Below are 13,162 nucleotides of genomic sequence, written 5' to 3'. Positions count from 1 at the left end.
CCTCCAGGCATGCAGACGCCCCCGCCCCAGACCGACCGGACCGAGCCGACCGCCGCCGACATCGAGGCGTTCGAACAGCAGCTCGGCCGCCCCCCGCGCGGGCTGCGCGCCATCGCGCACCGCTGCCCCTGCGGGCAGCCGGACGTGGTGGAGACCGCGCCGCGGCTCCCCGACGGCACCCCCTTCCCGACGCTGTACTACCTGACCTGCCCGCGGGCCGCCGGTGCGATCGGCACGCTGGAGGCCAACGGCGTGATGAAGGAGATGCAGGCCCGCCTCGCCGTGGACCCGGAGCTGGCCGACGCCTACCGGGCCGCGCACGAGGACTACATCACCCGCCGCGACGCCATCGAGGTGCTCCAGGGCTTCCCGAGCGCCGGCGGCATGCCGGACCGGGTGAAGTGCCTGCACGTGCTGGTCGGCCACTCCCTGGCCGCGGGCCCGGGCGTGAACCCGTTCGGCGACGAGGCCCTGGCGATGCTGCCCGAGTGGTGGGCCAAGGGCGCCTGCGTCACCCCGTGCGGCGAGAAGAAGGCCGACGAGAACGCGGCAGAGGAGGCCGGCGCGTGACCCGCGTCGCGGCCGTCGACTGCGGTACGAACTCCATCCGGCTCCTCGTCGCGGACCTCGACCGCGCCACCGGCGAGCTGATCGAGCTGGACCGCCGGATGATCGTCGTCCGGCTCGGCCAGGGCGTCGACAAGACGGGCCGGCTGGCCCCGGAGGCGCTGGAGCGCACCTTCGCGGCCTGCCGCGAGTACGCGGCGGTCATCAAGGAGCTCGGCGCCGAGCGGGTGCGCTTCGTGGCGACCTCGGCCTCCCGGGACGCGGAGAACCGCGACGAGTTCGTCCGCGGCGTCCTGGACATCCTGGGCGTCGAGCCCGAGGTGATCAGCGGTGACCAGGAGGCCGAGTTCTCCTTCACCGGCGCCACCGGCGAGCTGACCGGCCACACCGACCTGGAGCGGCCCTTCCTGGTGGTGGACATCGGCGGCGGCTCCACGGAGTTCGTGGTCGGCACCGAGCACGTCCGGGCGGCCCGTTCCGTCGACGTGGGCTGTGTCCGGATGACCGAGCGCCACCTGACGGTGGACGGGGTCGTCACCGATCCGCCGACCGGGGAGCAGGTGGCCGCGATACGGGCCGACATCGAGGCGGCGCTGGACCTGGCCGCCGAGAGCGTCCCGCTGGCCGAGGCGCGCACCCTGGTGGGCCTGGCCGGCTCGGTGACCACGGTCGCCGCGATCGCGCTGGGCCTGGAGGCGTACGACTCGGCGCGGATCCACCACTCCCGGATCCCGTACGAGACGGTCCGCGAGATCAGCGGGCGGATGCTGACGCTGACGCACGCCGAGCGCGCGGCCATCCCGGTGATGCACCCGGGCCGGGTCGACGTGATCGGCGCGGGCGCCCTGGTCCTGCTGGCGATCATGGAGCGGATCGGCGCCGCGGAGGTCCTGGTCTCGGAGCACGACATCCTCGACGGAATCGCCTGGTCCATCGCCTGACGACCGCCTCGAACGCAGACCACAGTGCCCCCGGCGGATCCCGCCGGGGGCACCGTGCCGCCCGGGCCTAGACGAGTCATTCCGATGTGATCAGTGGTCGTAGGCGATGAGTGAGCGCGTGATCGGCTGGTCGGTCTTGTGGTTGTGCCAGATCGCGGCGGCCATCGCGAGGATGCGCTGGGCGACGCGGACGGCGACACCCTCGAAGGTTCGCCCGCCGTGTTGTTCCAGGTCGAGCTGGCCCTTGAGGGTGTCGTTGACCGACTCGATCAGCTGCCGCACCGACTTCAGCAGACCCTCGCCCTTGCGCTTCTTCTCCCGCTTGAACGACGGCCGCAGCAACTCGGCTCCCCGCAGTGCCAGATCGGACTCGAACTCCTTGGAGGCGAAGCCCTTGTCGGAGATCATCAGCAGCCCCGGCCGGTCGGTGACCGCTTCCGGTTCGCGGTCCAGCATCGCCGTCAGTACCTCGCGTTCATCGATCTTCGGGTTCGCCAGGGCCCACAGGATCGGCATGCCGGTCGGGGTGCAGACCAGGAACAGGCGCAGGCCCCAGAAGAACCGGCTGTGGCTGGCGCAGTACCCGTATCCAGCCCAGCCGGCCATGTCCGACCGTTTCACGGTTGGACGCGAGCGGCCGCATTCCACCGGGGTGGAGTCGACGATCCAGTGGTTGTCGAACCAGAAGTCCGTATCGGCGGCCAGCAGCCGTATCGCCTTCTTGACCAGCGGCAACGCAGCCCGCAGCCGCTTGTTCCAGCCCGGTTGCCTGGGCACGTACGGGAACATCGCACCCAGGCGGGAGTCCACGAACCGCAGCCACCGCGACTCCGAGGTGAAGCCCAGCAGTGCCTGCGCGACGGCGAGGCAGACGAGCTCGGAGTCCGTCAACCGTGGAGGCCGGCCCAGCCATCGGGTGCCTCCGATCTCGTCGTCGATCTTCACGTACAGTGCGGTCAGCAGGGCGTCTAGGTTGTTCGTCACACAACGATCTTGGACGCCCTGTCTGCGTTCCCGAACACACCGTCAGCATTCGGAATGACTCGTCTAGCCGTCCAGCCGGACCGGCATCAGGAGGGAGAACGACTCCTCGTCGTCGGGGCGGCGGATCACCACGGGGGCCTTCGGGGCGCCGAGTTCCAGGATCAGCCGGTCCCGGGCGCCGGCGGTGATGGCGTCCAGCAGGAACGCGCGGTTCAGGCCGACGGCGGCCGGGTCGTCGTCACCGTCGTCGCCGAGGGACACCGCGCCCCCGTCGGTCACCTTGAGCACGCTGACGTCACCGGTCGCGCCGTCCTGCTCGCGCTCGGCCGGGCGGACCGGGCCGTTTTCCAGGGCCTCACGGAAGGCCCGTACGTCGACGTCGACCCGGCGCCCCGCGGGCAGGCTGACCAGGCGGCGGTAGTCGGGGAACTCGTGGCCCAGGCAGCGGCCGGCCGCCTCGCGGTCCGCCGACCCGGTCTCCAGGGCCACGCGGTCGCCGTCCACGGTGAGCAGGACGGGGGCGTCGTCGCTCAGCAGCGCCCGCATCGCGTCGGCGAGCGGGGCGGGTACGAGGAGCTGCAGGCGGGGCCCGGTGTGTCCGGCGGCCCCGGCGCGGGCGACGGCCAGGCGGTACCGGTCGGTGGCCACCACGCGCAGCGCCCCGTCCTCGATGTCGAACAGGATGCCGCCGAGCACCGGCAGCTCGGGGTCGGCGGAGACGGCGAACCGGACCGAGTCCAGCGCGGCGGCCAGCTCGGGCCCGGACACGGTGAGCCGGGCGATCGGGGCAGCGGCGGCGGCCGCACGGGGCGTGCTCGCGGACGCGCCGTTGGGCGTGCCGATGGAGCTGATCATGGGGTTCTCCCTGCGTTCGAGTAGCGCGCGGATCGCGGAGAACTCGCCGCGGGCATCGGACAGGCCCCGTTCGAGCCGGAGCAGGTGCGCCCGGAGCAGGCCGCGCACCAGATCGGTGTCCGCGCCGGCCCAGCCGGCCAGTACCAGCCGGATGTCCGCCACCGGCATCCCCGCCCGCCGGAGCCGGGCCAGCAGCCGGGCCTCCTCGACCTGCTCGGGCCCGTACCAGCGGTACCCGCTCGCCGGGTCGACCACGACGGGCACCAGTACGCCGGCCCCGTCGTAGAACCGCAGGGCACTCACGCTCAGGCCGCTGTCGCGGGCCGTCTCGCCGATACTGCGCATCTCGTTCTCCACGTCCCGAACACTGGTCCCTCGACCAGGTCGAGGGTCAAACGGCGGGGTCGGCAGGGGTCAACGACGGTCCCGGAGGGCCGTTCGGGGGTCTTAGGTCCCGTCGTCCACATGAACTTCGTGAAGTTCTTCACAAGGAAAAGGTGCCTGTGAGGGCTCTGGAGGAGCCTTTTGGGCGAGTCCCGAGCACCTCGGGCCTTCTTTTCGCTCGCGTTCGTGCGATTGGCGGACGCCGCGAGGCTCTGGCGGTAGGTATCCACGAAGGCTGTGGTCTACTCCGCTTGAGGGCCTGGAGCCCAGGTCGGGACTGGTGTTCAACGACTCCCGCTACACCCTGGTTCCCATTTCGCGCCATGACCTCGGTCACGTGGGCCGCGGAGTGTAGCAGAGGGTCCACAGGTCCTTGTGAAGGGGCTCACGAGCGTCACCCCTTGGGGTGCTGGATACTCGTTCCATGAGCACCACGGAGCGTCCCAGGATCCTCGTTGTAGGAGGTGGGTACGTAGGCCTGTACGCAGCCAAGCGCATCATGAAGAAGATGCGTTACGGCGAGGCGACCGTCACGGTCGTCGACCCGCGCTCGTACATGACCTACCAGCCCTTCCTCCCTGAAGTGGCCGCAGGCAGCATCTCGCCTCGGCACGTCGTCGTACCGCTGCGACGCGTGCTTCCGAAGGCTGAGGTCCTCACCGGCCGGGTCACGAACATCGACCAGGACCGCAAGGTCGCCGTCGTCACGCCGCTGGTCGGCGAGGCGTACGAGCTGCCCTTCGACTACCTGGTGATCGCGCTCGGCGCCGTCTCCCGCACCTTCCCGATCCCCGGCCTCGCCGAACAGGGCATCGGCATGAAGGGCGTGGAAGAGGGCATCGGCCTGCGCAACCACGTACTCGAGCAGCTCGACAAGGCCGAGTCCACGACGGACGAGGACGTCCGCCGCAAGGCCCTCACCTTCGTCTTCGTCGGCGGCGGCTTCGCCGGCGCCGAGACGATCGGCGAGGTCGAGGACATGGCCCGCGACGCCGCGAAGTACTACTCCAGCATCAAGCGCGAGGATATGCGCTTCATCCTGGTCGACGCGGCCGACAAGATCCTTCCCGAGGTCGGGCCCAAGCTCGGCACCTGGGGCAAGGAGCACCTCGAGTCGCGCGGCATCGAGATCTACCTGAACACCTCCATGGACTCCTGCGTGGACGGCCACGTGGTGCTGAAGAACGGCCTCGAGGTCGACTCCAACACCCTCGTGTGGACCGCCGGCGTCAAGCCCAACCCGGTGCTGGCCCGCTACGGCCTGCCGCTGGGCCCCCGCGGCCACGTGGACGCCGAGCCGACCCTCCAGGTCAAGGGCACGGACTACATCTGGACCGCCGGCGACAACGCCCAGGTGCCCGACCTCGCCGCCCGCAAGGCCGGCGTGGAGAACGCCTGGTGCCCGCCGAACGCCCAGCACGCGCTGCGCCAGGCCAAGGTCCTCGGCGACAACGTCATCTCGGGCATGCGGGGCTTCCCGCAGGCCGAGTACTCGCACTCCAACAAGGGTGCGGTGGCGGGCCTCGGCCTCCACAAGGGCGTGGCGATGATCGTCATGGGCAAGATGAAGATCAAGCTCAAGGGCCGTCTCGCCTGGTACATGCACCGTGGCTACCACGGCATGGCCATGCCGACCTGGAACCGCAAGATCCGCGTCTTCGCCGACTGGACCCTCGGCATGTTCCTCAAGCGCGAGGTCGTCTCCCTCGGCGCCCTGGAGACCCCCCGCGAGGAGTTCTACGAGGCCGCCAAGCCGGCGCCGGCTCCGGCCGCCGTCGCCGCGGCCCCGGCCGAGAAGGCCAAGGCCTCCTGACCCGGCAGGACCCGTAGGACCCGTAGGACCGGCAGGACCAGCGGTACAGGCAGCACCAGCAGGACCGGTACGACCCAGCGTGTCCCCGAAGGGGCCGCCCGCCATCCGTGGTGCGGGCGGCCCCTTCGGCATATTCGGGACCGGATCCGGGTATGCCGTGCGGTCGGAACTTATCGGAGCGCTTGTTGGAGGGTCCTGCATGAACGATGCCGCGCCGCGGCTCGCCGCTTCAGCCGAAACCCTGCTGGGAGCCCCTCTCCCCGTCCGGATCCGGGCCTGGGACGGCAGCGAGGCCGGCCCGCTCGGTGGACCCGTCCTGGTCCTGAACAACCGGCGCGCCCTGCGCCGGGTCCTGTGGAAGCCGGGCGAACTCGGTCTGGCCCGCGCCTGGGTGGCCGGGGACATCACCGCGGACGGGGACCTGTTCGAGGTGCTGGACCGGGTCGGCCGGCTGCTCTGGGAGCGGGACCGCGAGCCCGGTCCCGACCCGGCCGCCGGCGCCGCCACCGCCGCCAAGGACACGGCCTCCGGGCCCGCCGCCCTGCTGCGCGATCCCCGCGCCCGGGCCGCCGTACGGGGCCTCGTGGGCCTGGCGCGGCCGTGGACCAAGCCGGCGCCGCCGCCCGAGGAGGCCGACCGCCGCGGCGGCCCCCGGCACAGCAGGGTCAGCGACCGGCGGGCCATCAGCCACCACTACGACGTGGGCAACACCTTCTACGAGCGGGTCCTCGGCCCGTCGATGGTGTACTCCTGCGCCTACTGGACCCCCGGCGGGAGCCTGGAGGACGCCCAGCGGGACAAGCTGGACCTGGTCTGCCGCAAGCTCGCCCTGGGCCCCGGGGACCGGCTCCTCGACGTCGGCTGCGGCTGGGGCTCGATGGCCCTGCACGCGGCCCGGGAGTACGGGGCCAAGGTCACCGGGATCACGCTCTCGAGCGAACAGGCCGCCTACGCCCGCAAGCGGGTCGCGGAGGAGGGGCTGGCCGACCTCGTGGAGATCCGGGTCCAGGACTACCGGGACGTCAAGGACGGCCCGTACGACGCCATTTCCTCCATCGGGATGGCCGAACACGTCGGAGCCGACCGCTACCGCACGTACGCCCGGAGCCTGTACGGACTGCTGCGGCCGGGCGGGAGGCTGCTGAACCACCAGATCGCGCGGCGCCCCGAGCCCGACGAGGAGGCCTACCGGATCAACGCGTTCATAGACGCCTACGTCTTCCCCGACGGCGAGCTGTCCCCGCTGGGCACCACCGTCGGCGAGCTGGAACGGGCCGGCTTCGAGGTCCGCGACGTGGAGGCGCTGCGCGAGCACTACGCGCTCACCCTGCGGGCCTGGGTGGCCCGGCTGGAGGACCACTGGGAGGAGGCGGTACGGCTGACCTCGCCCGGGCGGGCCCGGGTCTGGCAGCTGTACATGGCCGCCTCGGCGCTCGCCTTCGAGCACAACCGGCTCGGGGTCAACCAGGTGCTCGCCGTGCGCACCGGGACCCGCTCGGCCTCCGGGATGCCGCTGCGCGCCCGGGAGTGGCCGCAGTAGCCCCGCGCCGCCACGGGAACGGCCGAGGGCCCCGCGGAGTTCGCAGGGCCCTCGGTCTGGGTGCGGTCGGCGCGCGGCGCCGTACGGCTACTCCGTCTTGATGGCGGTCAGCATGTTCAGCCGGGCCGCGCTGCGGGCGGGCCACATGGCCGCCAGGGCGCCGACGACGCCGGCCAGCAGCATGAAGATCGCGATCCGGTCGAAGGGGATCACCAGGGCGTAGTTCGGGATCGAGCCCTTGATGGTCTCGCCGACGGCCCAGGCGATGAAGGTGCCGAGGACCACGCCGATGACCGCGCCGAAGAGCGAGATCACGATGGCCTCCAGCCGGATCATGTTCTTGACCCGGCCGCGGTCCAGGCCGATGGCCCGCAGCATGCCGATCTCCTGCGTCCGCTCGTACACCGACATCGCCAGGGTGTTGACGACGCCGAGGACCGAGATGATCAGCGCCATGGCGAGCAGGCCGTACATGATGTTCAGGGCGGTGTTGATCATGCCGCCCATCTCGTTGCGGATGTCCTGCTGGGTGGCGAAGGTGATCGCCGGGTTCTTGCCGAGGGCGTCGACGAGGGCCTTCTCGCCCTTCTCGGAGGGGCCGCCGTCCATCTTGACGAGGACCTCGCGCAGGTGCGGCTTCTCGCTGTGCTTGTCGAGGATGCCGGAGTCGATCACGTAGGGGGAGAGCATGCCCTCCATGTCCTTGTAGACCGCGCCGACCTTCAGGTCCGCCTTCTTGTTGTCCGTGAAGGTGACCTTCAGGGTGGAGCCGACCGACAAGCCCTCGGACTTCGCGGTCTTCTCGGCGACCGCCACCTCGCCCTTGGCGAGGCTGGTCAGCTGCCCGCTGACCACGTCGAAGTTGAGGAGCTGGCCGATGGTCGCCGGGTTGACCCCGGAGACGGAGCGGTAGGAGTCGCCGTCGCCGACCCGGAAGTCTCCGGCCTGCTGCGGGGAGACCGCCTTGACGCCCGGGGCCTTCTCCAGGGCCGGGATCACGGAGGCGTCCAGGCTGCCGAAGCTCTCGCCCATGGAGACCGTGTAGTCGGCCTTGAGGTTGTCCGTGGTCATCCGGTCGATGGCCTTGCCCATCGTGATGCCGAGGACGGACAGGGCGGTCACCAGGGTCAGGCCGATGGCCAGCGAGGCGGCGGTGACGGCGGTGCGGCGCGGGTTGCGGACCGCGTTCTGCGCGGCCAGCTTGCCGGCGACGCCGAAGGCCTTCTCCAGCAGCGGGCGGACCGCCGCGATGACCGGCCGGGAGAGGGCCGGGAGCAGGATGATGATGCCGATCATGGTGAGGAAGGCGCCGGCGCCGATGAGCATCTTGCCCTCCTTGCCGGTCATCGCCCCGCCGAGGATGCCGAGCAGACCGAGCAGGGTGACGGCGCCGCCGATGCTGTTGCGCAGCACCAGGGACTTGGCGGAGGCCGGGAGGTGGGCGCTGCCCATGGCGGCGACCGGGGAGATCTTGGCGGTACGGCGGGCGGGCAGCCAGGCGGCGAGCATCGTCACGACGATGCCGATGCCGATCGCCGCGGCGATGGTGGCCGGGGCGACGACCAGCGGACCGGCCGGGATCTTGACGTCGAAGGCGTTCATCGCGGAGCGCATCCCGACGGCGAGCCCGACGCCGGCGATCAGGCCGATGGCGGAGGAGATCACGCCGACGACCAGGGCCTCGGCCAGGACCGAGCGCTTGACCTGGCCGCGGTTGGCGCCGACGGCGCGCAGCAGGGCCAGCTCCTTCGTGCGCTGGGCGACCAGCATGGTGAAGGTGTTGTAGATCAGGAAGATTCCGACGAAGAGCGAGATCAGCGCGAAGGTCAGCAGCATCTGGTTCATGCTGCCCATGCCGGCTTCGATGTCCTTGGCCTGCTCGGCGGCGAGCTGCGCGCCGGTCTGGGCCTTGGCGTCCTTGCCGACGATCGGCTTGATCTCGGTGAGCAGCTGGTCGGCGGAGGCGCCGGCCTTGGCGCTGACCGCGAGCTCGTCGTAGTAGCCGGGCTCCAGGTAGAGCTGCTGGGCGGTCGGGGTGTCGAACAGGACGAGCGAGCCGCCCGCGTTGACCGCGCCGTCCTCGGTGGTGAAGACGCCGGTGAGCGTGTACTCCTTGGCCGGGCCGTTGTCGGCCACCCGGACCTTGTCGCCCACCGCGTACTTGCCGCGCTTGGCCGTCTCCTTGTCGAGGGCGATCTCGCCGGCCCTGGCCGGGCCGTCGCCCTCGGCGAAGGCGTAGCGGGGGTCCTTGCCGTCCTTGAGGGGGACGAAGTTGGCGCCGGTGTTGGACCAGCCGTTGCCGATCAGCTTGCCGTCCTGGTCGCCCACGGCGGCGAAGCCGTGGACGCGGCCGGAGACGGCGTCGACGCCGCCGAGCGCCTTGACCTTGTCGAGGGACTTCTGGCTGATCCCGGGCTCGCCCTCCTTGGTGCCGTCTTCGCTCCGGCCGGGGCCGTAGGAGGTGACCGAGACGGCCACGCCGTCGAAGCTCTTGGCGGACTGGTTCGACATCGCCTTGCCGACGGTGTCGGTGAAGACGAGCGTGCCGGAGACGAAGGCGACGCCGAGGACGACGGCGAGCACCGTCATCAGCAGCCGGGCCTTGTGCGCGAGCACGTTGCGCAGGGCGGTACGGAACATGGTGGAGGAGTCCAGGTCTAAGGGGTCAGCGGGGACGGGGGTGAGGGGCGTCCCTCAGCTGGTGCGGCCCTTGGCGTCGAAGGCCTTCATGCGGTCGAGCACGCCGTCCGCGGTGGGCTGGATCATCTCGTCGACGATGCGGCCGTCGGCGAGGAAGATGACGCGGTCCGCGTAGGAGGCGGCGACCGGGTCGTGGGTGACCATCACGACGGTCTGGCCGAGCTCGCGCACGGAGTTGCGCAGGAAGCCGAGGACCTCGGCGCCGGAGCGCGAGTCGAGGTTTCCGGTGGGCTCGTCACCGAAGATGATCTCGGGGCGGGAGGCCAGGGCGCGGGCCACGGCCACGCGCTGCTGCTGGCCGCCGGAGAGCTGGGTGGGGCGGTGGGACAGGCGGTCGGAGAGGCCGACCATGTTGATCACCGAGTCCAGCCACTGCTTGTCGGGCTTGCGGCCGGCGATGTCCATGGGGAGCGTGATGTTCTCCAGGGCCGTCAGGGTCGGCAGCAGGTTGAAGGCCTGGAAGATGAAGCCGATCTTGTCCCGGCGCAGCTGCGTGAGCTGCTTGTCCTTCAGGGTGGACAGCTCGGTCTCGCCGATGCGGACGGATCCGGCGGAGAAGGTGTCCAGGCCGGCGACGCAGTGCATCAGCGTGGACTTGCCGGAGCCGGAGGGGCCCATGATCGCGGTGAACTGGCCCTGCGCGAAGTCCACGGAGACGTTGTCCAGAGCGACCACCTGGGTCTCGCCCTGGCCGTACACCTTGGAGAGGCCGGAGGCGCGCGCGGCGACGGCCTGGGCGGTGTGCGGGGCGTAGTTCATGGTGGTCACGGGGGCGACTCCTCGGGGGGCGGACCGGGCTCACGGTCCGCGGTTGGCGGGACCCCTCCATCGTCGCGGCGCCCACCCCCGCTCCGGATCAGCCGTGATGCCCCTTCTCCGGGCCACCGGAGACTGACCGCGGAGGGCCGCGCCTCCTCCTTTGGTATGACAGCCGTCCGGCCCGCGGGCGGGGAGGGGGCCGGTCGGGCGGCACCGGGGGGCGGCCGGCGAAGGCCGGGCGAAGGCTGGGCGGAGGCCGGCCGAGGCCGTGGCGAAGGCCGTGACGGAGGCCCGGGCGGAGGGGGAACCGGAAGCCGGACGGGAGCGGAAACGGAGCCGGGCCGAGGGGGTGGCGCACGGGGTGGCGTGCGGGGTGGCGCGGGCCATCGAAATCCCGTCAATCCCGTGGCGGCCAAGATCGACGCCCGGAACGTGCCGACCGTGGCTTCTGTCCCCTGACGAGGCATCAATCGCCAATAAAATCAGACAACATCGGCGAGACGCCCAGGTGGGGGCGTAAGCGTTCCGGATAGGCTCGGCGCAGCGTTCAAGGCTTTTCCTACGGGGCCGCTACGCCCTGCCCGGATGGTGGAATGCAGACACGGCGAGCTTAAACCTCGCTGACCCTCGGGTCGTGCCGGTTCAAGTCCGGCTTCGGGCACGATGATGTCGAGGGTGTTCCGTTTCAGGCCGGAGCACCCGGAGCACGCGGAGGGCGGGGGCACCACGCGTACCCCCGCCCGTCCCGCTCGGCGGGCCCGTCCCGGCGGGGAAAGATCCTCCTCCAGCAGTAGGGCGATTCCTTTGCGTTCGCATTACTCTTGATTCCAACGGCCGCGCACGGTGGCCATGGAGGAGTGAGATGAGGAGCAGCAACCCGGTCTTCTCGCGACGGGGGTTCAGCCGCGACAACGGTGCTAACGCGGGCTTCGGCACGCAGCAGCCCCAGGCCCAGGCCGGGACCGCCACCAACCCGTACGCGACCAACCCCTACGCGACCGACCCGGCCACGGGTATGCCGCAGGCGCCGGTCCGCGGCGACGCGATGACCATCGACGACGTCGTGAGCCGTACGGCCATGACGCTCGGTACGGTCATCCTGACGGCGGCGATCTCCTGGATCGTTCTTCCGGTCGACCCGGCCAACATCAACAAGTCGTACGGCATCGCCATCGGCGCCGCGCTCATCGCGTTCGTCTTCGCGATGATCCAGTCGTTCAAGGCCAAGCCCGTCCCGGCGCTGATCCTGGCGTACGCGGCGTTCGAGGGTGTCTTCCTCGGCGTCATCAGCTCGGCCGTCAGCACCTACGTCGGTCCCGGTACGGTCGTCCAGGCCGTCATGGGCACGATGTGCGTCTTCGCCGGCGTGCTGATCGCCTACAAGATGCGCTGGATCAGGGTGAACCGGCGCTTCGTCGGCTTCGTGATGGCCGCCGCCATGGGCTTCATGCTCCTGATGGTCGTCAACCTCCTGTTCTCCGTCTTCTCGGGCGGCGACGGCCTCGGCTTCCGCAGCGGCGGCCTCGGCATCCTCTTCGGTGTCATCGGCATCCTGCTCGGTGCCGCCTTCCTCGCCATGGACTTCAAGATGGTCGAGGACGGCGTGGCCTACGGCGCCCCCCGCGAGGAGTCCTGGCTGGCGGCCTTCGGCCTCACCATGACCCTGGTGTGGATCTACATGGAGATGCTGCGCCTGATCTCCATCCTCAAGGGCGACTAGTACCCCACGGCCCGTACTCATCGGGTACGCACCCATTGAGCCGAGGAAGGCCCCGCGAGCACACGCTCGCGGGGCCTTCCCGCATGTCGGGGGTCAGCGGATCGGGTGATCGGACGTCGGGGGCTGCGGACGGGGGCAGGGGCCGGCTCAGCCGAACTTGCGGGCGGCCCTGCGCAGGTCGTGCTCGTGGATGATCGCCTTGGCCTGGCCGTACGACAGCTCGTGCGCGCCGAGCAGCCAGCTGACCTTCTCTTCGAACCGGACGAGGGAGGGGCCGTCGTCCACGGCCCTGAGCCAGTCGGAGAGTTCACGACCGGTGGTCTGGGGGATTCTGTCGATCATGTTGCGGTGTGTCTGTTCGGAGAACTCAACGGACATGGGCGCCTCCGGGGGTATCGCCGTGCTGTGCTGTTCTCTTCACGCCACCGTGCCGGAGAGTTCGCCCGTTGGCAATGGCGCCGCGGCGGCGCGTAAGGTCGGCCGGGTGCTCGATACCTCACCCTTGACCGCCGCCGTGGAACGTTTCGCCGACCGGCTGCGGGCGGCTCCGCAGAGCCGCCTCCAGCAGGGCGCCGCCGGGGCGGCCCTGGACCTGGCCCGGGAGCTCTCGCTGCGGGCGCAGCGGCTGGAGGCGGCCTCCGCGGGCGCCGGGGACGGTACGGGGGCGGCTCCGGCGCGGACGATGCCCGACGCCGGGATCTTCGTCGTCGGTGACCAGCTGGCCGTGGCCGGGCTGGACCTCGCCGAGGCCCTGCAGGCCGCTGCGGCGGGCCCCGTGGCGGGCTCCCCGGCGGACCCCGTGACCGGCCCGGGCCCGGACACGGCGAAGGCCCCGTCCGAGATGCTGGACGAGGCCGTTCGGCTGGTGGATCAGGCGGAAGCCGGGGCGCTGCGGTGAC

At 70.9% G+C, this 13,162-nt stretch carries 11 protein-coding genes and 1 tRNA gene; 7 read left to right on the top strand and 5 right to left on the bottom strand.

What is annotated here, in order from left to right:
- Positions 1 to 9: 9 nt before the first annotated feature.
- Complete coding sequence (locus ACODT5_RS33370) at positions 10 to 570, top strand: DUF501 domain-containing protein (protein ID WP_422522825.1); 561 nt, start codon at positions 10 to 12, stop codon at positions 568 to 570.
- Positions 567 to 1,508, top strand: coding sequence for a Ppx/GppA phosphatase family protein (locus ACODT5_RS33365; RefSeq protein WP_422522824.1), 942 nt, complete (start codon positions 567 to 569; stop codon positions 1,506 to 1,508). Before ACODT5_RS33370 ends, ACODT5_RS33365 begins: the two co-directional genes overlap by 4 nt.
- A gap of 90 nt (positions 1,509 to 1,598) precedes the next feature.
- Here the strand turns inward: ACODT5_RS33365 and ACODT5_RS33360 are convergent, their stop codons facing one another.
- Together ACODT5_RS33360 and ACODT5_RS33355 are read right to left on the bottom strand one after the other, a co-directional pair.
- A complete protein-coding gene (locus ACODT5_RS33360; protein ID WP_422520560.1) occupies positions 1,599 to 2,492 on the bottom strand; it encodes an IS982 family transposase in 894 nt (297 codons plus the stop codon).
- 63 nt (positions 2,493 to 2,555) lie between these two features.
- Positions 2,556 to 3,692 carry a DNA polymerase III subunit beta family protein gene (locus ACODT5_RS33355; protein WP_422522823.1) on the bottom strand — a complete coding sequence of 379 codons (1,137 nt, stop codon included), beginning with the start codon at positions 3,690 to 3,692 and terminating at the stop codon, positions 2,556 to 2,558.
- 463 nt (positions 3,693 to 4,155) lie between these two features.
- On the opposite strand from ACODT5_RS33355, the gene ACODT5_RS33350 reads away from it, so the two are divergent.
- Together ACODT5_RS33350 and ACODT5_RS33345 are read left to right on the top strand one after the other, a co-directional pair.
- Positions 4,156 to 5,544, top strand: coding sequence for an NAD(P)/FAD-dependent oxidoreductase (locus tag ACODT5_RS33350; protein ID WP_422522822.1), 1,389 nt, complete (start codon positions 4,156 to 4,158; stop codon positions 5,542 to 5,544).
- Between the two features lie 199 nt (positions 5,545 to 5,743).
- Complete coding sequence (locus tag ACODT5_RS33345; RefSeq protein ID WP_422522821.1) at positions 5,744 to 7,084, top strand: class I SAM-dependent methyltransferase; 1,341 nt, start codon at positions 5,744 to 5,746, stop codon at positions 7,082 to 7,084.
- An 87-nt stretch (positions 7,085 to 7,171) separates the two neighbouring features.
- Here ACODT5_RS33345 and ACODT5_RS33340 read toward each other — a convergent pair whose 3' ends face one another.
- On the bottom strand, positions 7,172 to 9,724 hold the full coding sequence (locus tag ACODT5_RS33340) for an ABC transporter permease (RefSeq protein WP_422522820.1): 2,553 nt from the start codon (positions 9,722 to 9,724) through the stop codon (positions 7,172 to 7,174).
- 54 nt (positions 9,725 to 9,778) lie between these two features.
- Positions 9,779 to 10,543, bottom strand: coding sequence for an ABC transporter ATP-binding protein (locus tag ACODT5_RS33335; protein WP_389439952.1), 765 nt, complete (start codon positions 10,541 to 10,543; stop codon positions 9,779 to 9,781).
- A gap of 579 nt (positions 10,544 to 11,122) precedes the next feature.
- Between ACODT5_RS33335 and ACODT5_RS33330 the strand changes: the two genes are divergently transcribed.
- Positions 11,123 to 11,204: transfer RNA gene (locus tag ACODT5_RS33330), tRNA-Leu, on the top strand.
- A 201-nt stretch (positions 11,205 to 11,405) separates the two neighbouring features.
- A complete protein-coding gene (locus tag ACODT5_RS33325) occupies positions 11,406 to 12,263 on the top strand; it encodes a Bax inhibitor-1/YccA family protein (protein ID WP_422522819.1) in 858 nt (285 codons plus the stop codon).
- A 147-nt stretch (positions 12,264 to 12,410) separates the two neighbouring features.
- Here ACODT5_RS33325 and ACODT5_RS33320 read toward each other — a convergent pair whose 3' ends face one another.
- A complete protein-coding gene (locus ACODT5_RS33320; protein WP_266908167.1) occupies positions 12,411 to 12,641 on the bottom strand; it encodes a DUF4287 domain-containing protein in 231 nt (76 codons plus the stop codon).
- Between the two features lie 106 nt (positions 12,642 to 12,747).
- On the opposite strand from ACODT5_RS33320, the gene ACODT5_RS33315 reads away from it, so the two are divergent.
- Positions 12,748 to 13,161 carry a hypothetical protein gene (locus ACODT5_RS33315; RefSeq protein WP_422522818.1) on the top strand — a complete coding sequence of 138 codons (414 nt, stop codon included), beginning with the start codon at positions 12,748 to 12,750 and terminating at the stop codon, positions 13,159 to 13,161.
- Position 13,162: the final 1 nt, after the last annotated feature.

This window comes from Streptomyces tatrensis (genome assembly GCF_049310065.1).
In the GTDB taxonomy this organism is placed as follows: domain Bacteria; phylum Actinomycetota; class Actinomycetes; order Streptomycetales; family Streptomycetaceae; genus Streptomyces.
This window is presented reverse-complemented; position numbering and strand designations above follow the sequence as displayed.